Below are 24,546 nucleotides of genomic sequence, written 5' to 3' on the forward strand. Positions count from 1 at the left end.
CGCACATCTCTCAACGTGCGGGGTTTTTCCTGAAGCTTGCAAACCTTACGGCGCGTACGTCAGCAACAGCTCTGTCGGCACCTTGAAGTCCAGGGACATCATGACGCTCAACGCAGTGATGGTGAAGATCGAGAACACGAACAGCTTGCGTGCCCAGACGGTGTCATCGACTGCCTTGTAGCCGGTCCAGGCCATGTACAGCCAGTACATGCCCATGGCGGCGGCGACGGCTAGGTAGCTCATGCCGGCGTAGCCGCTGAAGGTCAGCATCAAGGTCGCCACGAGGAACGCCAGGATGTAGAGCAGGATGTGCTTCTTCGCCACTTGAATGCCGCGTTTCACTGGCAGCACCGGAATCGATGCGGCCAGGTAATCATTGAAACGGAAAATCGCGATGGCGTAGGAATGCGGCATCTGCCACAGGCTGAACATCACCAGCAGGGTAAGTGCGGCCATGTCGAAGCTGTTGGTCACGGCAACGTAACCGATCACTGGCGGCATGGCGCCCGACAGACTGCCCACCAGCGTGCCGTGAACCGACTTGCGCTTGAGGTATAGGCTGTAGAAGCCGACGTAGATGATGAAGCCGATTACTGCGAACAAGGCAGCCAACGGGTTGGCCACCTTGTACAACAAGGCAACGCCGAGAACACCCAGAATGGTCGCGTAAACCAGGGCCAGTTTCAGGGAGATGAGGCCCTGGACCAGCACACGGTTCTTGGTGCGTTCCATCTTCAGGTCGATGTCGCGGTCGATGCAGTTGTTGAACACGCAACCGGAGGCCACGACCAGGGAAGTACCGATCATGGCGGCCAGAAACACCGCCAGATCGACATGCCCTTTCGAGGCCAGGAAGAACCCGCCTGCCACAGAAAGCACGTTACCGAAAATGATCCCCGGTTTGGTGATTTGGATAAAGTGCTTGAGCGACATCGGGTCTACCTCACTTCGCCATCATGTACGTGTGGATGCTGAACATGATCCACAGCGACAGGCCAACCAGCAGCACGATCACAATCGCCGTGAAGACGAACGCGATCACGTTGTTACGCTGTGCAATGGAACGGTCCAGGTGCAGGAAGTAATACAGGTGAACGATCACCTGGATCACTGCGAACAGTAGAACGATTGCCAGCGTCGTCGACTTCGGCAGGGTCGGGTACATCACCAGACCGAACGGAATGACGGTCAGGATTACCGACAGGATGAAGCCGATGGCGTACGACTTGACGCTGCCGTGGCCAGCATCGTGGCTGTCATGGGAGTGTGCATTAGCCATTACAGAGTCCCCATCAGGTAAACAACGGTGAAGACGCAGATCCAGACCACGTCCAGGAAGTGCCAGAACAGGCTCAGGCAGCTCAGACGGGTCTTGTTGGTCGACGTCAGGCCATGCTTGTTGACCTGATACATCATGATGCCCATCCAGATCAGACCGGCCGAAACGTGCAGACCGTGGGTACCGACCAGGGTGAAGAACGCCGACAGGAAGCCCGAACGGCTAGGACCGAAGCCCTCGGAGATCAGCAGGTGGAACTCGTTGATCTCCATGGCGATGAAGCCCGCGCCGAGCAGGAAGGTCATGAACAACCAGCCCAGGACCGCCTGCTTCTTGCCCTTGTACAACGCCAGCATGGCGAAGCCGTAGGTGATCGAACTGAACAACAGCAGAGCGGTTTCGCCCAGCACGTAAGGCAGTTCGAAGATCTCGTGGCCCGACGGGCCACCGGCAACGTTGTTTACCAGTACTGCATACACCGCGAAGATCGACGCAAACAGAATGCAGTCGGTCATCAGGTAGAGCCAGAAACCGTATACGGTCATCTCGCCCGAGTCGTGGTGATGGTCATCGTGCCCATGGTCACCATGGGCGTGTCCAACATTGGTCACTAAGTTCGACATGGTTTAAGCCTGTTCCAACGAGGTTTCAACACGGGTGGCATTGGCCGGGATTTTCCCTGCCGCGACCAGACGCTTGTGCTGCTCGGCTTCGATACGCTCGATCGTTTCAACCGGAACCATATAGCCCTGGTCGTCACGTGCAGCGTGGATCACGAAGTAAACGACGGTGCCCACCAGACTCGCGATCGCCAGCCACCAGATGTGCCAGATCATCGCGAAACCGAAGACGGTCAACAGCGCGCCCATCACCACGCCAGTGGCGGTGTTGTTCGGCATGTGGATCGGCTCGTACTTGGCCGGACGCTGGTACGCAGTACCGTTTTCCTTGGCTTCGGTGAACGGGTCGATGCAGTCAGCCTTAGGCAGCACAGCGAAGTTGTAGAACGGTGGTGGCGACGAGGTCGACCATTCCAGGGTGTGTGCATTCCACGGGTCACCGTGATCGCAAACGTTCTCTGGCTTGTTGCGGTCGCGCACACTGACGTACAGCTGGATCAGTTGGCAGGCGATACCCACAGCAATCATCACCGCACCGAACATGGCAACGTACAGGTACGGTACCCACTCAGGGTTGGTGGTGGCGTTCAGACGACGGGTCATGCCCATGAAGCCCAGTGCATAGAGCGGCATGAACGCGACGAAGAAGCCCGAGATCCAGAACCAGAACGCTGCTTTACCCCAGCCTTCGTGCAGCTTGAAGCCGAACGCTTTCGGGAAGTAGAACGCGAAGCCAGCGATGTAACCGAATACCGCACCGCCGATGATCACGTTGTGGAAGTGCGCGATCACGAACAGGCTGTTGTGCAGCACGAAGTCAGCACCCGGGATGGCCAGCAGTACGCCGGTCATGCCGCCGATGGCGAAGGTCACCATGAAGCCCAGTGTCCACATTACCTGGCTGGTGAAGCGCAGACGGCCCTGGTAGATGGTGAACAGCCAGTTGAACAGCTTCACACCCGTCGGGATGGAAATCAGCATCGTCGCCAGACCGAAGAAGGCGTTGACGCTCGCACCCGAACCCATGGTGAAGAAGTGGTGCAGCCAGACCATGAAGCCCAGTACCGAGATCGCGCCCGAGGCGTAGATCATCGAGTGGTGGCCGAACAGTTTCTTGCCGGTGAACGCCGAGATCACTTCCGAGAAGATGCCGAATGCCGGCAGGATCAGGATGTAAACCTCAGGGTGGCCCCAGGCCCAGAACAGGTTGACGTACATCATTGGATTGCCACCAAGTTCATTGGTGAAAATGTGGAAATCCATGTAACGGTCAAGGGTCAGCAGTGCCAGGGTAGCGGTCAGGATCGGGAACGAAGCCACGATCAGAACGTTTGCCCAGGTGCAGGTCCAGGTGAAGATCGGCATGTCCATCAGTTTCATGCCAGGGGTACGCATTTTCAGTACGGTCGCGAGGAAGTTGACCCCGGTTAACGTCGTACCCAATCCGGATAGCTGTAGCGCCCAGATGTAGTAATCCATACCCACGCCAGGACTGTATTGCAGACCCGACAGTGGCGGATACGCAACCCAACCGGTCTTGGCGAACTCGCCGACGCCCAGGGACAGGTTGATCAGCACAACGCCGGACACCAGCAGCCAGAAGCTCAGGGAGTTCAGGAACGGGAACGCAACGTCACGCGCGCCGATCTGCAGCGGCACTGCAAGGTTCATCAGGCCGGTGAAGAATGGCATCGCCATGAAGATGATCATGATCACACCGTGAGCGGTGAAGATCTGGTCATAGTGTTCAGGTGGCAGGTAGCCAGGCGAACCCTCGGTGGCCATGGCCAGCTGGGTACGCATCATGATCGCGTCGGCAAAGCCGCGCAGCAGCATGACCATGGCGACGATGATGTACATCACGCCGATTTTCTTGTGGTCGACCGAAGTCAGCCACTCGGTCCACAGGTACGTCCACTTCTTGAAGTAAGTGATCGCAGCGAACAGCGCCAGACCACCGAGGGCGATCATGGCGATGGTCACCATCACGATCGGCTCGTGGAATGGGACTGCTTCCCAACTTAATTTACCAAACATCGTTTACTCCTCTGCCCCGGCAGCTGAATGCGAACCCGCGTCAATATCCGTGGCCGCCACTTCTTTCTCTTTCTTCTCGTGCTTCAGCGGCTTGCCCGGCTTCATACCTTCGTACTTGTCGACGATGATCTGGAACTGGTTCGGCGTGACCGACGAGTAGAGTTCGACTGGGTTGTTCTGGCTCGGTTTGGCCAGGGCCGCGTATTCAGCCTGATCAAGCTGTTTAGGCGACTTCTTGACTTCACTTACCCAGGCGTCGAAATCTTCCTGAGTGGTGGAGATGGCCTTGAATTTCATACCGGTGAAACCGGCACCGCTGTAGTTGGCGGAGATACCGTCCATTTCAGCGTTGCGGTCAGCGATCAGGTGCAGCTTGGTCTGCATGCCCGCCATCGCGTAGATCTGGCCGCCCAGGCCCGGGATGAAGAACGAGTTCATCACGGCGTCGGAGGTGATCTTGAAGTTGATTGGCGTGTGCGCCGGGAACACGATCTTGTTGACCGTGGCAATGCCTTGTTCCGGGTAGATGAACAGCCACTTCCAGTCCAGCGCGACGACTTCGATGGTCACCGGCTTGACGTCAGACTCGATCGGACGATACGGGTCCAGCTCGTGAGTCGAGATGTAAGTGATGTAGCCCAGGGCGATGATGATCAGCACCGGGATGGTCCAGACGGCCACTTCGATCTTGGTCGAGTGCGACCACTTCGGCGTGTAGACGGCGTTCTTGTTCGAAGCGCGGTACTTCCAGGCAAACAGGAAGGTCATGACGATGACCGGCACGACGACCAACAGCATCAGCAGCGTGGCGGTGATGATCAGGTTGCGCTGTTCCAGGCCGACCTGGCCCGTTGGATTGAGCAAGGTCATGTTGCAGCCTCCCAGCAGCAACGTGCCGAGCAGCGGCACTAGGCCTAGTAATCTGGGGTACCTGTTTTTACTCATCTCACGACCTCTAAAGCAGCTTGCGCAATGCAGTTGGGTTTTGATCGCCAACACTTCACCCTGCCAAGGGTTGGCATTTTCTTTGGATTGAATAAGGACCGCCCGTCGCGCGTCTCACGCTCGACAAAACCTTGGGACAGCGTTCAGTTCTTATTCGAATTCGTGGTCAAAGGCCTTGTTACAGACCAATTCCATTTGGTGCGGAAAATTGGAAAGGCACCGACACCAGGGTGTCTCGAAAGCCTCGCGGCTCGCTCGACACCCGACCTCCTGATCAGTTCCTTGATAAAGGCTGAACAGCGTCGGGAATTCAGTGCGGGCGATTGTAGATAGGTAGCGCCCTATACACCATGTCTTATCCCGAAATAATTTTTATCACTCAGAGCAACAATCCATCGCCATTTTTGCAAAAGTTGCGCAAGTTATCGAAAGCGTTTCTCAATAAAAGCGGCAAAATCTGCCAGCGTAACCGCCTCAAATCAGACAGCTCTGCACCCGATCTACAAGCGCTGGAGCGGCGCAAAGCCCGATGTTCCAAGGGCTTCGTCCATCTGCCGGCGCCTGTTAAAACTGCCTGCTCTGGTACGTCCGTGCTCAAGCCCGAAAACACTAAAACTGGCCAATGTTTTTATGTAACAGGCGGCCAATCCGCCGCATCCCGAGTCCCTGCGACAGCCCCTGTGTGACAACATGTCGCACATTTGCCGCACGCTTCATTGCCGTTCGTCACGGTGTTTTCACAAACGCTCTGAAATGCAAAACGCCCCGATTTTCATCAACGAAAATCGGGGCGTTTTGTTTATCGGCAGCTCTGCCGAGAAGTTGACTCAGCGCAGCGCTTTTCGATTACGCGAGGTCAGCAACGGCACCAGAATCACCACCAGCACGAACGCCACCAGCGCCCACTGTGCCAGCGACAGGCCGAGGATCGGCGGATACGGCGTCGAGCAGAAACCGTCGACCTGGAAGCCCAGCGGGAAAATTTTCGCCAACGGCAGATCATCGACAATCGGTTGCAGCACATCGACGCCACAACTCACCGCCGGATAGAACTGCGTATAGACGTGATGCCCGGCCACACCGGCCCCGGCGATCGCACAGATCACTACCAGTGTCTCGAACACGGTGATGCTGCGACGGCTGCGCATGCCCGCACCGATGAAGGCGAACACTGCAATCAGCAACAGTGCATAGCGCTGCAGAATGCACAGTGGGCAAGGTGCTTCGCCGAGCACGACCTGCATGTAAAGTGCGCCGCCGATCAACGCCAGGCAGATGATCCCCAGCAACACCAGATAGCGCCGCTCACGCCCCAACCGCATCGTTTCCTCGCTCATTGCCTTTCCTTTGTAAGTCCATGGTCCAGCCGGCCGGCGGCTGAAATTGTCGCAAGTCTACACCGGGGCAATAAACGATAGAGCGGTTAAGGAATGATTAACCAACATGGCTTTGCGGCGCGCAGAAGATTCGCGAGCAGGCTCGCTCCCACAATGGATCTGCGTCGCACGCAATTCCTGTGGGAGCGAGCCTGCTCGCGAACGAGACAACTCGGTCTCGGATCACTCCAGAGCAGCAGCCGGGCCGAAGAACTCGTAACGGCTCTGCTTCTCCGGCACGCCCAACGCTTTCAGGTGCCGTTTGATCGCGCCCATGAACCCTTTCGGCCCCAGGAAGTAAGCATCGACATCACGCTGCGCCGGCAGCCACTCGCCGAGCAGCTCCTGGTTGAGCATCCCAACCTTGTCCGCCGCCGGGCTGACGCCATCTTCTTCGGCGTAGCAATAGAAGCGTTTGAGCTGCGGATGACGCGCCGCCAGCCCATCGACCCAGTCACGGAATGCGTGGACGCTGCCATTGCGCGCGCAGTGGATAAAGTGCACCGGACGCTCGGTTGCCAGCGCTGCTTCCAGCATCGCCAGCGTCGGGGTGATGCCGACGCCGCCGCTGATCAGCACCAGCGGCTTGTCACTGGCCGCCAGGGTGAATTCGCCCGACGGCGGGAACAGTTGGATGCTCGCGCCGACGTGCAGTTGATCATGCAGGTAGTTTGACGCGCGACCGTTCGGTTCACGCTTGACGCTGATGCGGTACTGACCATTGTTGGCCAGTGCCGACAGCGAATAGTTGCGACGGATTTCTTCGCCGTCGAGCATCAGCTTCATGCCGATGTACTGACCCGGTTCGGCCGCAAGAATCGGCCCTTTGTCCGCCGGTTCGAAGTAGAACGAGGTGATTTCCGCGCTCTCTTGCACCTTCGCCGCGACGATGAATTCACGCGCACCGCGCCAGCCGCCGACCGCTTGTTCCTTCTGGTCATAGATCGCGGTTTCCGCGCCGATCAGGATGTCGGCCAGTTGCCCGTACGCAGCGCCCCAGGCACTCATCACCTCAGGCGTGGCGATCTCTTCGCCGAGCACTTCGGAAATGGCGCGCAGCAGGCAGCTGCCGACGATCGGGTAATGCTCCGGCAGAATCTGCAGGGCGACGTGTTTGTTGATGATCTTCGCCACCAGATCGCCCAACTGGTCGAGCTGATCGATGTGCCGGGCGTACATCAGCACGCCGTTGGCCAAGGCACGCGGCTGATCGCCACTGGCCTGATGCGCCTGGTTGAACAGCGGGCGCACCTGCGGGTATTCGGAGAGCATCATGCGGTAGAAATGCGTGATCAACGCCTCGCCGCCGCTTTCCAGCAGAGGCACGGTGGATTTGATGATGGCACGATCCTGGACGCTAAGCATAAGGTGACTCCTGGGCTTTCTGGAAAGATTGCCTTAGGGATATCAGCTTTCATGCCAACTAATTAATCTATTAAATTCAATAGCTTGAAACCTTCATAGTCATTTCGACACAAATGAACGTATAGTCATCGCGACTACACCTTGTCTCTTTGACTACGTAACCATGACCGCTAAATCCCTGCTTACCGCCCTGCTGCCTCTGGTCGCTGACCTCTCCCGCGAACTGCCCGAGGGCGAGCGCTATCGGCGCCTGCTCGAAGCCATGCGCGCTTTGCTGCCTTGCGATGCCGCCGCGTTGTTGCGTCTGGATGGCGAATCATTGGTGCCGCTGGCGGTGGATGGTTTGAGTACGGATACCCTCGGCCGCCGCTTCAAGGTCAGCGAGCATCCGCGTTTTGAAATCCTGCTGGCCGGCGCCGGGCCGACGCGCTTCGCTGCCGACAGCGACCTGCCCGATCCTTATGACGGTTTGGTCGATGGCCTCGACGATCATCTTGAAGTTCACGACTGCCTCGGCTGTCCTTTATTCGTCGATGAAAAACTCTGGGGCCTGATCACCCTCGACGCGCTGGACCCGGAGCGTTTCGAGCCGATCGAACTCGACGCCCTGCAAGCCTTCGCCAGCCTAGCCTCGGCCACGGTCAATGCGGCCGAACGCATCGAACGTCTGGCCAACCGCGCCGAAGACGAGCATCAGCGCGCCGAGGTCTACCGCCAGGCCAGCGGCCAGCAGCACCGCGAAATGATCGGCCAGAGCAAGGCGCACAAACGTCTGGTGGAAGAAATCAATCTTGTCGGTGGCAGCGATCTGACTGTTCTTATCACCGGCGAAACCGGGGTCGGCAAAGAGCTCGTGGCCCAAGCGATCCACGCCGCCTCCGCGCGCGCCGACAAACCGATCATCAGCCTCAACTGCGCCGCCCTGCCCGACACGCTGGTCGAAAGCGAACTGTTCGGCCACGTGCGCGGCGCCTTCACCGGCGCCACCAGCGATCGGCGTGGCAAGTTCGAACTGGCCAATGGCGGCACGCTGTTTCTTGATGAAGTTGGCGAGCTGTCGCTGACGGTCCAGGCCAAGTTGCTGCGCGTATTGCAGAGCGGTCAATTGCAGCGCTTGGGCTCGGACAAGGAGCACCAGGTCGACGTGCGTCTGATTGCCGCGACCAATCGCGATCTGGCCGAAGAAGTGCGCAGCGGTCGCTACCGCGCCGACTTCTATCACCGTTTGAGCGTGTATCCGCTGCGAGTGCCGGCGCTACGCGATCGTGGGCGTGATGTGTTGTTGCTCAGTGGTTTCTTTCTCGAGCAGAACCGCTCGCGCATGGGCCTCAACAGCCTGCGCTTGAACAGTGATGCTCAGGAGGCGCTGCTGGCCTACACCTGGCCGGGGAATGTCCGGGAGCTGGAGCATTTGATCGGGCGCAGTGCGCTGAAGGCGCTGGGTAACTGCAAAGTGCGGCCGAAGATTCTGAGTCTGAGCGCGGCGGATCTGGATTTGCCCCGTGAGGTTGTGGATAACGTGGTTGCGCCTGCCAATGCAGACTTGGTCAACGTGATGCCGATGATCGGTGGTGATTTGCGCAGTGCCACCGATGAGTTTCAGCGGCGGTTGATCGGTGCAGCGCTGGAGCGTCATCAGGATAACTGGGCAAGTGCGGCGCGGGAGTTGGGGGTGGATCGGGCGAATCTGGGGCGCATGGCCAAACGACTAGGCATGAAGAGCTAAAAGCACACCCTCACCCTAGCCCTCTCCCAGAGGGAGAGGGGACTGATGGGGGGATATTGAAGAATTCCACTGACGTGAAAGATTTCTGCCGAATCCATAATCGACTCGGTCGTTCAGGTCGGTGTAAAACGCCAGACACCTCCGTCGGCCCCCTCTACCTCTGGGAGAGGGGACTGATCGGGGGATATTGAAGAATTCCACTGACGTGAAAGATTTCTTCCGAATCCATAATCGACTCGGTCGTTCAGGTCGGTGTAAAACGCCAGACACCTCCGTCGGCCCCCTCTACCACTGGGTGAGGGGACTGATTGGGGGATATTGAAGAACTCCACTGACGTAAAAGATTTCTTCCGAATCCATAATCGACTCGGTCGTTCAGGTCGGTGTAAAACGCCAGACACCTGCGTCGGCCCCCTCTACCTCTGGGAGAGGGCTGGGGTGAGGGGCAGTGATAGAGAGAACAGCGATCAACTCAAGCCGACTACCCGACAACTAACCTAAAGCCCACCCCTTTAACGCCGATAACACGGCATCAAAGGTTTCTGGCGATTTCCACTCTCGCCCCACAGAAGGTTCTTATGTCCTCCACCAAAGCCCGCGCAGATTCACTTTCGCTTCTGCTGTTTACCTTGCGCAGCGGCAAGCTGATGGCGATCAACCTGCTGAAAGTCAGTGAAATCATCCCCTGCCCGCCGCTGACCAAGCTGCCGGAGTCGCACCCGCACGTCAAAGGCATCGCCTCCCTGCGCGGTGCCTCTTTGTCGGTGATCGACCTCAGCCGCGCGATCGGCGAACGGCCGCTGGAGGATCCCAACGGTGGCTGCCTGATCGTCACCGATGTCAGCCGTTCCAAGCAGGGTCTGCATGTGCAGGCGGTGAGCAAGATCGTCCATTGCCTGACCACCGACATCAAGCCACCACCTTTCGGCTCCGGCGGCTCGCGCGCCTACATCACCGGCGTGACCTCGGTGGACGGCACGCTGGTGCAGGTGCTGGATATCGAAAAAGTCATCCACAGCATCGCCCCGGCGCAGATCGAAATGGCGCCGACCGACCTGACCATGGAAGACGCCGAAGTGCTCGGCAACGCGCGCATTCTGGTGGTCGATGACAGCCAGGTGGCCCTGCAGCAATCGGTGCACACCCTGCGCAACCTCGGCCTGCAATGCCACACCGCGCGCAGTGCCAAGGAAGCCATCGACTGCCTGCTCGACCTGCAAGGCACCGCGCAGCAGATCAATCTGATCGTCTCCGACATCGAAATGTCGGAAATGGACGGCTACGCCTTCACCCGTACCCTGCGCGAAACCCCGGATTTCGCTCACTTGTACGTCTTGCTGCATACCTCGCTCGACAGCGCGATGAACAGTGAAAAAGCTCGCCTGGCCGGTGCCAACGCGGTGCTGACCAAGTTCTCCTCGCCGGAGCTGACCCAACGCCTGATCGAAGCCGCCAAGCACGTCGCGGCCAACGGGCACTGAGTCTTGGCCGAGACGTTTTGCTTTCTGCTGCGCCGCGACTTGAGTGGACCTCTGCCGGATGCTCAGTGGCCGGACGGGATTGAGCTGTCCGTCTACCGCGAGGAACTGGCGCCGGCGGTGCATCAGTTGATGTACCTCGGACATCTGGAAGGTGGCGGTCGAGTGCCGTCACTGGACGATTGGCAGCGGCGCTTTGCCAGCGACCCTGAATACGATCCAGCGCTGTGTTTCGTCGCCCGCGATGCCGAGGGTGTGGTGGGCGTGGCGCAGTGCTGGACCAGTGCGTATATCAAGAATCTGGTGGTGCACCCGCGAATGCAGGGCCGGGGGCTTGGACGCGCGTTGTTGCTGCATGCCTTCAGCGTCTTTCAACAGCGGCGCGAGGGATTTGTCGATTTAAGGGTTCTGGAGGACAACCTGCGGGCGCGGCGGTTGTATGAAAATGCCGGGATGGTTGTGGTTCGGCGCGAGCCTGTGCCCGACTGATCTACCGCTTTCGCGAGCAGGCTCGCTCCCACAGGTGGATTGCATTTCAAACTGTGGGAGCGAGCCTGCTCGCGAAGGGCAGCACTGGCAACTTCCGCTATCCGACAGACTCCAACCTTGGCCATAACCAAGGATGCCCCAACCATGAAAGCCATCACCCTGGCGCTGCTCAGCCTCATCGCCCTCGCCTCCCAGGCCCATGCCTCCAGCCCCGACGCCTGGGCTGCCTATGACAAGACCGTCCTCGCCAGCTGCACCAAGGCCAGCGGCCTGAAAAACGTCAAACCGGTCGGCACACCGGCGCAATTCGACGACCGCGTCGGTTACACCGCCGTTCTGCTGCAAGGCCAATACCCGCAAAAACACATGAAAGGCCAGCAAGGCAGCGAGCTGTGCCTGTACAACAAACAGTCGAAAACCGCGTACGTCACCGAGTGGGATTCGATTCGCCCGACCGCCAAACCTCAGTGAATGGCGCACAACTTGCTTCGACCCGGCCCTGTGCGGTGGTTTTCCGCCACCGTTTCACACCCTGATTGAAGACAGATCGCTCAATGAATACGACGTTTTCCTGCGTAGGTTGCGGCAAATGCTGCACCGATCACCATGTCCCGCTGACGCTCGCCGAAGCCCGCATGTGGGCGGCGGATGGCGGTCAGGTGATCGTGCTGGCCGAGGCTTTTCTCGGCAATGGCCTGGGGCTGCCAGCGCAACAGCGCGAACATGCCGAGCGCCGTTCGGCGGTGGTCCGCAGTGGCACTACTGATGCTCACGTGGCGATCACCTTTGCCGCCTACAACGTCGGCCCCTGCCGGAATCTTGACGACGAAAAGCGCTGCCGGATCTACGAGCGTCGCCCGCTGGTGTGCCGGATTTACCCGGCGGAAATCAATCCGCACATCCCGCTCAATCCTGCTGCCAAGGATTGCCCACCGGAGTCCTGGGAACAGGGACCGGAGCTGATTGTGGGGGGCGAGTTGGTTGATCGGGAACTGGTTGAGTTGATTCAGCGTTCGCGTCAGGCGGATCGGGATGAGATCAAACTCAAGGATGCGATCTGCGCAACCCTGGGAATTCGCACCACGGCGCTCAAGGGCGACGGGTTCACCGCGTACTTGCCGAACATGGATGCCTTTGCGGCAGTGATCGACCAAGTGAGCGCGCAACCGCTAGCGGCGCAAACCAGTGAATGGCTGTTTCATTTGTCCGGCGATGACGTGGCCGGACAGGTGCTGGCTGCGGGTGGGCTGGTGGTGACTGAACCGGCGCAGACTTATGCGTTCATTTCATTGCGCGCGGCTTGATCTGACATTTGTGCTGTAGCGGCTGTCGCATTCGCGAGCAGGCTCGCTCCCACATTGGATCTGCGCCAAACACAAAACCTGTGGGAGCGAGCCTGCTCGCGAAGAGGCCAGCACAAGCACCATCACTTTCCGATGTCAGCGCTTACCCATCGACCGACGCGTCCCCGGCGGCGCCATGCCCGGGGTTTTGGTGTGGCCATTCTTCGCGCCATTCTTGTACCACGGCTGATTCGAGCCTTTCGCCGAGGCAAGCTCGCCCGGCTTGAACGGGAACTTGAACGCCGGGATCTCGGCCTTGGTTTCGCTGGCGTCAGCCACTTCAGCCGGGACGTCGCTCACAGCGTCGTCAACCGGCGGTTGGGTCGGGGAAGTCATAAAAGCTCCGGGAACATAAAGTCGGCCCGATCAGTGAGCCGCAAAGGCGCGCAGTATACCTGTGCGCTGTGGCTCGGCATCTGAAGATTTGCACGGTGCGCTGAATGGTTTCCCCTCACCGTAACCCTCGCCCTGGGGAGGGGACAGACCGAGGTGTTTACTCGAGGTCCGCCGACATGGGATACCGAGTCGAACTCAGGTTCGAAAAGCCCACAAATCGGCTCCCTCTCCTTGGGGAGAGGGCTGGGGTGAGGGGCGAATCCAACACAAGACCATCGCCGCACACTGCTACTCCCCATCTATACAAACGAAACTGACAATCCTGACAGCCAGCCGTCACCCTGCCGACCGCCTGACCGGTTTATAACTGGTCAATCTGCCCAAACTCCAGACTTCGGCGCCGCGCATGTCCATCCAGAAAAACAAAATCCTGCTGGCCACTCTCCTGATTCTGCTGGCAGCCGCCGGCCTGTGGTTCGCGCTGAAACCGGCGCCGGCCAAACTGGCTACACCGACCGCCATCCCGGTACGCGTCGTAACGGTCAGCGCCAAAGACGTGCCGCGCTACACCAGCGGCATCGGCTCGGTGCTTTCGCTGCACAGCGTGGTGGTGCGTTCGCAGATCGACGGCATTCTGACGAAAATTCTGGTCAAGGAAGGCCAACGGGTCAAAGCAGGCGACCTGCTCGCGACCATTGACGACCGCTCGATCCGCGCCAGCCTCGACCAGGCCCGGGCGCAGTTGGGCGAGAGTCAGGCGCAGTTGCAGGTCGCGCTGGTCAATCTCAAGCGCTACAAACTGCTCAGCGTCGACGACGGCGTATCGAAACAGACCTTCGACCAGCAACAGGCCTTGGTCAATCAGCTCAAAGCCACTGCGCAAGGCAATCAGGCCTCGATCGATGCGGCGCAGGTGCAACTGTCCTACACGCAGATTCGCTCTCCGGTTACTGGGCGCGTCGGTATTCGTACGGTCGATGAAGGCAACTTCCTGCGCATGACCGACACCCAGGGCCTGTTCACCGTCACGCAGATCGACCCGATCGCCGTCGAGTTCTCCCTGCCGCAGCAGATGCTGCCGACCCTGCAAAGCCTGATCAGCGACCCGCAACGCGCCCCGGTCAAGGCTTACATCGGCGCCGACACCGATGGCGAAACCGGCAATTTGCTCGGCGAAGGTCAGCTGACCCTGATCGACAACCAGATCAACGCCAACACCGGCACCATCCGCGCCAAGGCCGAATTCGCCAATGCCAGCCAGAAGCTCTGGCCGGGTTTGCTGGTGACGGTAAAAATTCAGACCGCTGTGGATAAAGACGCGCTGGTGGTTCCGCCCACCGTCGTACAGCGAGGCCTCGAACAACACTTCGTTTACCGCGTGAAGGACGACAAGGTCGAGGCAGTGCCGGTGCAAATGGTTTATCAGGGCAGCGGCCAGGACATCATCAAAGGCGTCAACGCCGGTGACGTACTGGTGACCGACGGGCAGTCGCGGCTCAAGCCGGGGTCGAGCGTGCAAATCATGAGCGAGCCGCCGCAAGTGGTGCAGGCGGAGCCCAAGCCATGAACTCGCATAAAGGCATCTCGACCTGGTGCATCGATCACCCGGTAGCGACGATTTTGCTGACGTTCGCTCTGGTACTGGTCGGCGTAATTGCCTTCCCGCGTTTGCCGATTGCGCCACTGCCGGAAGCGGAGTTTCCTACAATTCAAGTGTCGGCGCAGTTGCCCGGCGCCAGCCCCGACACCATGGCTTCCTCGGTGGCGACGCCGCTGGAGGTGCAATTCAGCGCCATCCCCGGCATGACCCAGATGACCTCGAGCAGCGCGCTGGGCTCAACCCTGCTGACCTTGCAGTTCACTCTCGACAAAAGCATCGACACCGCCGCCCAGGAAGTGCAGGCGGCGATCAATACCGCCGCCGGCAAGTTGCCCAAAGACATGCCGACGCTGCCCACATGGAAAAAGGTCAACCCGGCCGATAGCCCGGTGCTGATCCTCAGCGTCAGCTCGACGCAAATGCCCGGCACCGAACTCAGCGACCTGGTGGAAACCCTGCTCTCGCGTCAGATCAGTCAGATCGACGGCGTCGGCCAGATCAACATCACCGGTCAGCAACGCCCGGCGATTCGCGTACAAGCTTCGGCGGACAAACTCGCGGCGATTGGCCTGACGCTGGCCGACATTCGGCTGGCGATTCAGCAGACCAGCCTCAACCTGGCCAAAGGTGCGTTGTACGGCGAATCGAGCATCTCGACGCTGTCGACCAACGATCAGTTGTTCCACCCCGAGGACTACAGCCAACTCATCGTTTCCTACAAGGATGGCGCCCCGGTTCACCTGCGCGATGTCGCCAAAGTCGTCAACGGTGCGGAAGATGCCTACGTGCAGGCCTGGGCCGGAGATCGACCTGGTGTGAATCTGGTGATTTTCCGCCAGCCCGGCGCCAACATCGTTGAAACCGTCGACCGCATTCAAGCCGCCCTGCCCGGCCTCGAAGCGATGCTGCCGGCCTCGGTGCAGGTGAAAACCCTGATCGACCGCACGCAGACCATTCGCGCCTCGCTGCATGAAGTGGAAATCACTTTGCTGATCGCGATCCTGCTGGTGGTCGCGGTCATGGCGCTGTTCCTGCGCCAGTTGTCGGCGACGCTGATTGTCTCGGCGGTGCTCGGTGTCTCGCTGATCGCCAGTTTCGCCCTGATGTACGTCCTCGGCTTCAGCCTGAACAACCTGACGCTGGTGGCGATCGTCGTCGCGGTCGGCTTCGTTGTGGACGATGCGATCGTGGTGGTGGAAAACATTCATCGGCATCTCGAGGCCGGTGACGATATGCGCGAGGCGGCGATCAAGGGAGCCGGCGAGATTGGCTTCACCGTCGTTTCGATCAGTTTCTCGCTGGTGGCGGCATTCATTCCGCTGCTGTTCATGGGCGGTGTGGTCGGGCGCCTTTTCAAGGAATTCGCCCTGACCGCGACATCGACCATCATGATTTCCGTGGTGGTCTCGCTGACGCTGGCGCCAACCCTTGCTGCGCTGTACATGCGCAAACCGGTGCATCACGCCAGCGCCAAACCGGGTTTCAGCGAGCGCTTGCTCGGCTGGTACGAAAAAGGCCTGCGCCGCGCCCTTGATCATCAGAAATTGATGATTGGTGTGTTCGGTCTTTCGCTGGCGCTGGCTGTTGCCGGTTACATCTTTATTCCCAAGGGTTTCTTTCCGGTGCAGGACACCGGATTTGTCCTCGGCACCACCGAAGCCGCTGCGGATATCTCCTACGGCGACATGGTGAAAAAACACTTGGCGATGGCCGAAATCGTTGCAGCCGATCCGGCGGTGCAGGCGTTTTCGCACTCGGTCGGGGTTTCCGGCAGCAACCAGACCATCGCCAACGGGCGCTTCTGGATCGCCCTGAAAAAACGTGGCGATCGCGATGTCAGCGCCAGCCAGTTCATCGATCGCATCCGCCCGCAACTGATGAAAGTCCCCGGCATCGTCCTGTATCTGCGCGCCGGGCAGGACATCAACCTAAGCTCCGGCCCCAGCCGTGCGCAGTACCAATACGTACTGAAGAGCAATGACGGCGCGACCCTCGCCACCTGGACCCAGCGCCTGACCGAGAAACTGCGCAGCAACCCGGCATTCCGCGACATTTCCAATGACCTGCAACTGGGCGGCAGCATCACCCACATCAGCATCGATCGCAGCGCAGCGGCGCGTTTCGGCTTGACGGCAAGCGATGTCGACGAGGCGCTGTACGATGCGTTCGGCCAACGGCAGATCAATGAATTCCAGACCCAGGTCAATCAGTACAACGTGATTCTGGAACTGGATACCAAACAACGCGGCAAGGCCGAAAGCCTCAACTATTTTTACCTGCGCTCACCACTCAGTGGGGAAATGGTGCCGCTCTCGGCTCTGGCCCGATTCGACGCGCCGACCATCGGCCCGCTGTCGATTGCCCATGACGGCATGTTCCCCGCCGCCAACATGTCATTCAACCTCGCCCCCGGCGTGGCATTGGGCGATGCGGTGATTCAGCTCAATCAGGCCAAGGCCGAGATCGGCATGCCCACCGCGATCAGCGGCAATTTCCAGGGCGCGGCGCAGGCGTTCCAGAGTTCGCTGGCCAGCCAGCCATGGCTGATTCTGGCGGCGCTGGTGGCGGTGTACATCATTCTCGGCGTGCTTTATGAAAGCTTCGTGCATCCGCTGACGATCATTTCGACCCTGCCGGCAGCAGGCCTCGGCGCGGTGATCATGCTGTGGATCTGCGGCCAGGACTTTTCGATCATGGCGTTGATCGGTCTGGTGCTGCTGATCGGCATCGTCAAAAAGAACGGCATCCTGATGATCGACTTTGCGCTCGAGGCGCAGCGCCAGCGTGGCCTGCCGCCGCAGGAGGCGATTTTCGAGGCGTGCATCACCCGGTTCCGGCCGATCATCATGACCACCCTCGCCGCCCTGCTCGGTGCGTTGCCGCTGATGCTCGGCTACGGCACCGGCGCCGAATTGCGCCAGCCGTTGGGCATTGCCGTGGTCGGTGGTTTGCTGGTCAGCCAGATGCTGACGCTGTTCACCACGCCGGTCATATACTTATGGCTCGAGCGGCTGTTTCACCGGCACTCACACCCACCAGCCCCAACGCCCGCAACGGCACTGGCGACCACAGACTGAGGCGGTCATGCGCGTTCTGATTATCGAAGACGAAGAAAAAACCGCGGACTATCTGCACCGTGGCCTGACCGAACAGGGCTACACCGTCGACCTTGCCCGCGACGGTGTCGAAGGCCTGCATCTGGCGCTGGAATGCGACCACGCCGTGATCGTCCTCGACGTCATGCTGCCGGGGCTCGATGGCTTCGGCGTACTGCGCGCATTGCGTGCGCGCAAGCAGACCCCGGTGATCATGCTCACCGCCCGCGAGCGCGTCGAAGATCGCATCAAGGGCCTGCGCGACGGCGCCGACGATTACCTCGGCAAACCGTTTTCCTTTCTCGAACTGGTCGCCCGCCTGCAAGCGCTGACCCGGCGCAGCGGCGGCCACGAACCGGTGCAAGTGACCATCGCCGACCTGTGGATCGATTTGATCAGCCGCAAGGCCACCCGCGCCGGCACGCGCCTGGACCTGACGGCGAAAGAGTTCTCCCTGCTCAGCGTGCTGGCCCGTCGCCAGGGCGAAATCCTTTCGAAAACCGCCATCGCGGAAATGGTCTGGGACATCAATTTCGACAGTGACGCCAACGTCGTCGAAGTCGCGATCAAACGCCTGCGCGCCAAGCTCGACGGGCCGTTCAACGAAAAACTGCTGCACACCATTCGCGGCATGGGTTATGTGCTGGAGAGCCGTGGTGTCCAGTAACTCGATTGCCTTGCGCCTGAGCGGCATGTTCACGCTGGTGGCGCTGGTGGTGTTTCTGTTGATTGGCGGCGCGCTGTATCAACAGGTCGACAAGGGCTTGGGATTGTTGCCCGAAGCCGAGCTGGATGCGCGGTACAGCGTGCTCGAATCCACCGTTGGCCGTTACGGCACGCCGGAGCATTGGGTGAAGATCAACAACAAGCTCAAACTGCTCGGTGAGGAAGACAAGCGCATCAGTTTCTGGATCAGCAGCGGTGATCCGCGCTACGAGTACGGCAACCTTACGCCGCAGATTCGCGCGGCCATCAACGGCCCGTTGGGCATGCACGATCTGCAACTGCCCGATCAGCCCTACCCGCTGAAAGTGCTGGTCAGTCAGTTCCCGGCCAAGGACCAGCGCCCGCCGCTGCGCTTCATGATCGGCATCGACACCGAGACATTGCATCAGACCCAGCATCACTTGCTCATCGCCCTGATCAGTCTGGCGATTGTCGGGGTGCTGCTGGCCTCGGCATTGGGCTATTGGGTCGCAAGAATCGGTCTGAAGCCGTTGATCAAGCTGTCGCAGGAAGCCCAGCGTCTGGCCCCACCACTGCGCGCCGGACGCTTGCGCCTGTCGCCGCTGCCGCCGGAACTGGAGCAGTTTGTCGAATCGTTCAACTCAACTCTGGAACGGGTTGAACTGGCCTATTCGCGGCTGGAATCGTTCAACGCCGACGTCGCCCATGAACTGCGTTCGCCGCTGACCAACCTGATCGGCCAGACCCAGGTCGCACTGACTCGCGGGCGCTCCGCCGAACACTATTTCGAAGTGCTGCAATCCAATCTCGAAGAGCTTGAGCGACTGCGCTCGATCATCAACGACATGCTGTTTCTGGCCAGCGCCGATCAGGGCAACAAGGCGACCAAACTGACCTCGACGTCACTGGCTGATGAGGTGGCGACGACACTGGACTATCTGGATTTCATTCTTGAGGACGCGCAGGTTGAAGTGCAGGTCAGCGGCGATGCGCAAGTGCAAATCGAGGTCGCGCACCTGCGCCGGGCGTTGATCAACTTGCTCAGCAACGCGGTGCAGCATACCGATCCGGGCCAGGTGATCGAGGTGCGCATCGAGGTTGAAGAACACCAGGTGAGCATTGGCGTGGCCAATCCCGGGACGCCGATTGCCAGCGAGCATCTGCCGAGGTTGTTCGAACGGTTTTATCGGGTCGATGCCTCGCGTAGCAACAGCGGCAATAACCACGGCCTGGGGCTGGCGATCGTCAAGGCGATTGCGCTGATGCATGGCGGGGATGTGTTTGTGCGCAGTGATCGGGGCATGAACACCTTTGGCATCCATCTCCCGGTCTGAATGCTCAGCCAAGCCCTGTGGCGAGGGGATTTATCCCCGCTCGGCTGCGCAGCAGTCGCAAATCCTGTGCACAAGCTCTAAGAATCTTTGAGGCTGGAATTCTTGGGGCCGCTTCGCAGCCCAACGGGGATAAATCCCCTCGCCACAGGCCACCATCACGCACAGACCGGGTTGTTACCCGTGCCGATCTTTGCTTTTGCTGTAACAGTCATTTATGAAAATCGCGCTGTTTCCCAACCCTCGGCAACCTTATCTTTGCCCGCACCAAACAGCACTCGCCAAGCGAGAAGGTTTTCAAGATGTCCAACAGTATGGGTATTGCCAGCGCATTCGTTTTGTCCTCATTGATCCTGTCGCCGATGGCGATGGCTGAAGAATCGCAAGCGTTCGTGGCGCACAACGTCGCGCGCGCACAGGCATTCGATCAGCATCAGGCCGAAGTGATGGCCAAGGCTCAAGACGCGACGCAATCCCCGCAGGCCGCTACTTCCCAGGCTCAAGCGCTCGAGAAAGACAGCTGAGTCTCACCGCGAAAGGTTTCCCTCGACGCGGTTGTTTGGCTCTTCCCGTTCAACCGTCGTCACTCCAGGCCGCTGCCATTCAGCGGCCTTTTTTCGTTGTGGTCTGAAAGCCGTCTGGCGCGTCTGAAAAAACAAGAAACATCAAGCCGCTCATGAACCAGAGCGGCCCGCTGACCCAAGGAGCTCCACCGCACGTGTTTTACCCTGCCTGCCTCACCCCGCTGTTCATTGCAATTGCCGCAACGATTGCTCCCGCCGCCCACGCCGACGAGCCCGCTGAACAAGGTTTCGTCGAAGGCTCAAGCCTCAGCCTCAATGCCCGCAACTACTACATGAATCGCAACCGCTTGCAGAAAGCGGACGACAACATTGAATGGGGGCAAGGTTTTCTCGGGGTTTTCGAATCGGGTTATACCGAAGGCACGGTCGGCTTCGGCGTCGATGCTCATGCCATGCTCGGCTTGAAACTCGATGGCGGAGGCGGTACCGACGGTTCGAGCATCCTGCCGATCAGCGACGGCAACGGCAAAGCGCCGGGCTCGTTTTCAACCGCCGGCGGGACCCTGAAGCTGCGAGCATTCGATACCGAACTGAAGGCCGGTGACCTGTTCCTCACCAACCCGGTGATTGCCGGCGGCGACACGCGGATGCTGCCGCAGACCTTTCGTGGCATCAGCCTGAGTAACCGCAGCTTCGACGGCTGGCTGATCGAAGGTGGCCAGGCCCGTTTCACCAAGCCCTATAACCAGAGCGGTCATACGCGAATTGGTACGTCGTACGGCACCCTCAGCGACGGTGACGAAAGCCGCCACCTGAACTGGGCCGGTGTGGCCTGGAGCGGCGTTGAGGGCCTGACCAGCAGCCTTTACGCGTCCGAGCTCAAGGACATCTGGAACCAGTACTACTACGACCTCGACTACACCTGGCAACTGAACGATCTGGTCAGCCTCAACCCGGGCCTGCACTTCTATCACACGCAAGACACCGGTGATGCGCTGCTCGGCGATATCGACAACAACACCTACAGCCTGCACTTCACCGTTGGCGTCGGTCATCACAGCGTTACCGCCGCCTTTCAGCGGGTCAACGGTAATACGCCGTTCGACTACATCAGCCAGGGCGACAGCGTTTATCTAGACAACTCGCAGCAGTATTCGGACTTCAACGGTCCGAACGAACGCTCCTGGAAGCTCAAGTACGCTTACGACTTCACTGGCCTCGGCATGCCCGGATTGACCTCGGCGCTGTCCTATTCACGCGGCACGGTGGACCTGACCAAAGCCGACCCGAACAGCGCAGGCTATTCCAGCTGGTACAGCGCCGACGGCCATAACGCCAAGCATTGGGAACGCGACATCGATTTGCAGTACGTCGTGCAAAGCGGCCAGGCCAAGGATCTCGCGGTACGCCTGCAATGGGCGACCAACCGTGGCGGCAACGGCTACGGCGCGATTGATTCGGATACAGATGAATACCGCGTGATCATCGACTACCCGGTCAACGTCTTCTAAGATCGGCGCTGCGTTTTTCAGATCCTGTGATCTACCCTGTGGGAGCGAGCCTGCTCGCGAAAGCTGATTGTCAGTCAACATCTGTGTTGAATGACACACCGCTTTCGCGAGCAGGCTCGCTCCCACAGGTTTGTCCGGCGTCAGCCCTACTAAGCTTACGAAACCACTCCTACCGACAGCCCATCATGATCACCAGCCGCACGCCTTCCATCACAGGCCTTACCGGTCGCCCCGAGCGCCTGCTGATCCTCGGCAGCCTGCTGACGGTGATTGCGATGGTGTGCATCGTCACATTTCTGCTGATCCGCGAGTACGCCAGTGCGCAGGAAGTCGCCACGCGCCGCGCCACGACCATCGCGCAATTGATCGACGCCGATGTGCTGCGCACCGTCGAGCTGTACGACCTGACGCTGCAAGGGCTGATCGCCGCCGCCCAGCGTGACGACCTGCAGAACGTCTCGCCGCAGATCCGTCATCTGGCCCTGTTCGATCGCTCTGCCACCGCGCGTTTCAAAGGCGACATCCTGCTGCTCGACAAGCATGGCGAGGTGATCGCCGACTCCTCGCGCATCGAACCGAAACCGGGCAATTTCGCCGACCGCGATTATTTCCTCGCCCATGCGTTCAACCGTGACATGGGCATGTTCATCAGCCGCCCGTTCAAGACCCGTTGCGATTGTGAAGAAGCCGATCAGTGGCGCATCAGCTTCAGCCGGCGCATCTCCTCGCAGACCGGTGAATTCCTCGGCGTAGCGGTGGCGTCGCTGAAACTCGACTACTTCGACGACCTGTTCAAAAGCCTCGACATCGGCACCGACAGCACATTGAACATCATCAACAGCGATGGCGTGCTGCTCGCGCAGAAGCCCTATTTGCAAAGCGATTCGGTCGGCAAGAGTTTCGGCAACCGGCCCAACGTCGTGCGGATTCTCAACGATCGCGATGGCAGCGGCAGTTTCACCAGTACCTCGAGCATGGATAAACAACGCCGGCTCTATACCTACTCGCGGGTCGGCAATCTGCCGTTGACGGTGATGGTCGCGCTGTCCAGCGAGGAGGTGTTCGGCACCTGGCGCCGCACAGCGATTCTGATCAGCGGCGCCACCGGCGTGTTGTGCCTGGGGCTGTTGTGGCTGACCTGGCTGCTCGCTCGGGAACTGCGTTTGCGCCATCGCGCCGAACGCGAACTGGCGCAACTGGCTGCCACCGATGATCTGACCGGCGTTGCCAACCGACGCATGCTCGACCAGACCCTGCGCCACGAATGGTTCCGCGCGCAGCGCTCCGGCCAGCCGCTGTCGGTGATGATGATCGATGCTGACCACTTCAAGGCCTTCAATGATCGCCATGGCCATCAGGCCGGGGATCAGGTGTTGCGCGAACTGGCCAAGGTAATCACCGCGAACGTGCGGCGCCCGGCGGATCTGGTCGCGAGGTATGGCGGTGAAGAGTTTTCGGTGATTCTTGCCGAGACCGACAGCGCCGGGGCGCAGCAGATCGCCGAGCAGATTCGCCGGGCTGTGGAAAACTTGCCATGGGTTGAAGGCGCTGAGCGGGCGATGACGGTGAGTATCGGCATCGCGACATGGACATCGGCGAGCGAGATGACACTTGAGCAGCTGCTGTTTGCAGCGGACAAGGCGCTGTATCAGGCCAAGGAAGGCGGGCGCAATCGCGTTGTAGTGTCAATTTAAAGTCAAAAGATCGCAGCCTTCGGCAGCTCCTACATCTGGAATGCGGTATCCCTGTAGATACCGTCTTGAGCCTCACCGGGCAAGCGCAAGTTTCGGGTCATATGGCAGTCCTGACTTGAGCACTCCGTAAATGAAGTGCAGCAGCTTGCGCATTGCTGCGCAGATGATCTGCTTGGGGGCCTTGCCATTGGCTTCCAGGCGTTCTTTCATCGCCTTGATCGCCTTATTGTGTTTCAGCGCCACCATGCCAGGCATGTAAAGGCCTGCACGCAGCCGTGCTGACCCTACTCTTGAGATCAGGGTGTGACCTTTGAGCTTTCCTGATTCCTGCAGCTTTGGATTGAGCCCTGCGGCAGCGACCAGTTGGCGAGGATCACTGTATTTGCGCAGGTCACCCAGTTCGGCGAGCAATCGTTCAAGCGTTTTTTGTCCGATGCCGTCGATGGTTACGATGAGATCCCGCATCTGACGCATATCCGGGTCGTCATCGATGTGTTTTTTGATCGCCTTATGCGTTTCTACGATCTCTTTTTCGATATGGCGCAGAACGGAGTTGATCGAGTCTTTGACCTTTTCGTCGGAAACGTCCAGACGATTAAGCTCCATTTGTTCCATTTCCTGAAGGTCATCCAGGCGGCGCACCATTGCTTTTAACTGGCGGTATTTCAGCGGCTCAGGCGCCCATGGGTGAAGTTTTTGATCCTTTTCCCGGGCAAAGTCGGCGATCAGTTTGGCATCGCTTTTATCGGTCTTGATGCGGCGCAGTTCGCTGTCAGCGTACGCTTTGGTCGTAGCCGGGTTCACGACGCAGACCCGGAAGCCTTTGTTGTAAACGAATTCCGCGAGCTCCAAGTGGTAGACGCTGGTGGCTTCCATCACGATCAGGGCCGAACGCTCGGCGTTTTTTTCTAGCCACGCCTCAAACTCTTTAAAGCCCTTTGGATCGTTGGCCAGCTTGGCCTTGGTTTTGTGCTTGCCGTTGGGCTGGTGTGTAGCGATATCAAAGGTGTTCTTTGCGATGTCGACGCCAACGAAACCGGACATGATCGTTTCTCCACTTGTTCCCTGTTGCGATCATCACGTCACTCTGTCCAACCTTGCGAATGCGGG

At 59.4% G+C, this 24,546-nt stretch carries 21 protein-coding genes; 12 read left to right on the plus strand and 9 right to left on the minus strand.

Annotated features, from left to right (window positions below):
* Positions 1-45 precede the first annotated feature (45 nt).
* The 7 genes from cyoE to hmpA all read right to left on the minus strand — a co-directional run bounded on the left by cyoE (position 46) and on the right by hmpA (position 7,622).
* Entirely contained in the window at positions 46-933 is an 888-nt protein-coding gene (gene cyoE / locus NF676_RS22130; protein WP_016773305.1) for a heme o synthase, read from the minus strand.
* Between the two features lie 10 nt (positions 934-943).
* Positions 944-1,279 (minus strand): cytochrome o ubiquinol oxidase subunit IV, encoded by a 336-nt coding sequence (gene cyoD / locus NF676_RS22135; protein ID WP_011335842.1) that lies wholly within the window; start codon positions 1,277-1,279, stop codon positions 944-946.
* Positions 1,279-1,902, minus strand: a complete 624-nt coding sequence (gene cyoC / locus NF676_RS22140; RefSeq protein ID WP_024014230.1) for a cytochrome o ubiquinol oxidase subunit III — start codon at positions 1,900-1,902, stop codon at positions 1,279-1,281. The genes cyoD and cyoC overlap by 1 nt, the downstream gene beginning before the upstream one ends.
* Before the next feature lie 3 nt (positions 1,903-1,905).
* Positions 1,906-3,936 (minus strand): cytochrome o ubiquinol oxidase subunit I, encoded by a 2,031-nt coding sequence (cyoB, locus tag NF676_RS22145; protein WP_041479948.1) that lies wholly within the window; start codon positions 3,934-3,936, stop codon positions 1,906-1,908.
* Positions 3,937-3,939: 3 nt separating this feature from the next.
* The gene (gene cyoA, locus NF676_RS22150; protein WP_024014231.1) at positions 3,940-4,881 is read right to left on the minus strand and encodes a ubiquinol oxidase subunit II; all 942 of its coding nucleotides are present in this window, start codon (positions 4,879-4,881) and stop codon (positions 3,940-3,942) included.
* An 827-nt stretch (positions 4,882-5,708) separates the two neighbouring features.
* The gene (locus NF676_RS22155) at positions 5,709-6,218 is read right to left on the minus strand and encodes a disulfide bond formation protein B (RefSeq protein WP_041479949.1); all 510 of its coding nucleotides are present in this window, start codon (positions 6,216-6,218) and stop codon (positions 5,709-5,711) included.
* A gap of 222 nt (positions 6,219-6,440) precedes the next feature.
* On the minus strand, positions 6,441-7,622 hold the full coding sequence (gene hmpA, locus NF676_RS22160; protein WP_252886778.1) for an NO-inducible flavohemoprotein: 1,182 nt from the start codon (positions 7,620-7,622) through the stop codon (positions 6,441-6,443).
* A 163-nt stretch (positions 7,623-7,785) separates the two neighbouring features.
* On the opposite strand from hmpA, the gene norR reads away from it, so the two are divergent.
* The 5 genes from norR to NF676_RS22185 all read left to right on the plus strand — a co-directional run bounded on the left by norR (position 7,786) and on the right by NF676_RS22185 (position 12,619).
* Positions 7,786-9,348 (plus strand): nitric oxide reductase transcriptional regulator NorR, encoded by a 1,563-nt coding sequence (gene norR / locus NF676_RS22165; RefSeq protein ID WP_252886779.1) that lies wholly within the window; start codon positions 7,786-7,788, stop codon positions 9,346-9,348.
* Between the two features lie 578 nt (positions 9,349-9,926).
* Positions 9,927-10,829: a chemotaxis protein CheV gene (locus tag NF676_RS22170; protein WP_016773296.1), complete on the plus strand. Its 903-nt coding sequence runs from the start codon at positions 9,927-9,929 to the stop codon at positions 10,827-10,829.
* 3 nt (positions 10,830-10,832) lie between these two features.
* The gene (locus NF676_RS22175; RefSeq protein WP_252886780.1) at positions 10,833-11,315 is read left to right on the plus strand and encodes a GNAT family N-acetyltransferase; all 483 of its coding nucleotides are present in this window, start codon (positions 10,833-10,835) and stop codon (positions 11,313-11,315) included.
* A 144-nt stretch (positions 11,316-11,459) separates the two neighbouring features.
* On the plus strand, positions 11,460-11,786 hold the full coding sequence (locus NF676_RS22180; RefSeq protein ID WP_056790191.1) for a hypothetical protein: 327 nt from the start codon (positions 11,460-11,462) through the stop codon (positions 11,784-11,786).
* 83 nt (positions 11,787-11,869) lie between these two features.
* Positions 11,870-12,619, plus strand: a complete 750-nt coding sequence (locus NF676_RS22185) for a YkgJ family cysteine cluster protein (protein ID WP_252886781.1) — start codon at positions 11,870-11,872, stop codon at positions 12,617-12,619.
* A gap of 135 nt (positions 12,620-12,754) precedes the next feature.
* Here the strand turns inward: NF676_RS22185 and NF676_RS22190 are convergent, their stop codons facing one another.
* Positions 12,755-12,994 (minus strand): hypothetical protein, encoded by a 240-nt coding sequence (locus NF676_RS22190; RefSeq protein WP_016773292.1) that lies wholly within the window; start codon positions 12,992-12,994, stop codon positions 12,755-12,757.
* A 406-nt stretch (positions 12,995-13,400) separates the two neighbouring features.
* Between NF676_RS22190 and NF676_RS22195 the strand changes: the two genes are divergently transcribed.
* The 7 genes from NF676_RS22195 to NF676_RS22225 all read left to right on the plus strand — a co-directional run bounded on the left by NF676_RS22195 (position 13,401) and on the right by NF676_RS22225 (position 23,436).
* On the plus strand, positions 13,401-14,561 hold the full coding sequence (locus tag NF676_RS22195) for an efflux RND transporter periplasmic adaptor subunit (RefSeq protein ID WP_252886782.1): 1,161 nt from the start codon (positions 13,401-13,403) through the stop codon (positions 14,559-14,561).
* Positions 14,558-17,671 (plus strand): multidrug efflux RND transporter permease subunit, encoded by a 3,114-nt coding sequence (locus NF676_RS22200; protein ID WP_150638551.1) that lies wholly within the window; start codon positions 14,558-14,560, stop codon positions 17,669-17,671. The genes NF676_RS22195 and NF676_RS22200 overlap by 4 nt, the downstream gene beginning before the upstream one ends.
* A 7-nt stretch (positions 17,672-17,678) precedes the next feature.
* Positions 17,679-18,356 carry a heavy metal response regulator transcription factor gene (locus NF676_RS22205; protein WP_110646176.1) on the plus strand — a complete coding sequence of 226 codons (678 nt, stop codon included), beginning with the start codon at positions 17,679-17,681 and terminating at the stop codon, positions 18,354-18,356.
* A complete protein-coding gene (locus NF676_RS22210) occupies positions 18,346-19,710 on the plus strand; it encodes a heavy metal sensor histidine kinase (RefSeq protein WP_252868270.1) in 1,365 nt (454 codons plus the stop codon). The genes NF676_RS22205 and NF676_RS22210 overlap by 11 nt, the downstream gene beginning before the upstream one ends.
* Before the next feature lie 299 nt (positions 19,711-20,009).
* Positions 20,010-20,231 (plus strand): hypothetical protein, encoded by a 222-nt coding sequence (locus NF676_RS22215; RefSeq protein WP_016773285.1) that lies wholly within the window; start codon positions 20,010-20,012, stop codon positions 20,229-20,231.
* Positions 20,232-20,425: 194 nt separating this feature from the next.
* Positions 20,426-21,742: an OprD family porin gene (locus tag NF676_RS22220; RefSeq protein WP_252886783.1), complete on the plus strand. Its 1,317-nt coding sequence runs from the start codon at positions 20,426-20,428 to the stop codon at positions 21,740-21,742.
* Positions 21,743-21,927: 185 nt separating this feature from the next.
* Entirely contained in the window at positions 21,928-23,436 is a 1,509-nt protein-coding gene (locus NF676_RS22225; RefSeq protein ID WP_252878869.1) for a sensor domain-containing diguanylate cyclase, read from the plus strand.
* Positions 23,437-23,508: 72 nt separating this feature from the next.
* Here NF676_RS22225 and NF676_RS22230 read toward each other — a convergent pair whose 3' ends face one another.
* Entirely contained in the window at positions 23,509-24,480 is a 972-nt protein-coding gene (locus NF676_RS22230; protein WP_252867835.1) for an IS110 family RNA-guided transposase, read from the minus strand.
* Positions 24,481-24,546 lie beyond the last annotated feature (66 nt).

The sequence above is a fragment of the Pseudomonas siliginis genome (assembly GCF_024072275.1).
Classification (GTDB): Bacteria; Pseudomonadota; Gammaproteobacteria; order Pseudomonadales; family Pseudomonadaceae; genus Aquipseudomonas; species Aquipseudomonas siliginis.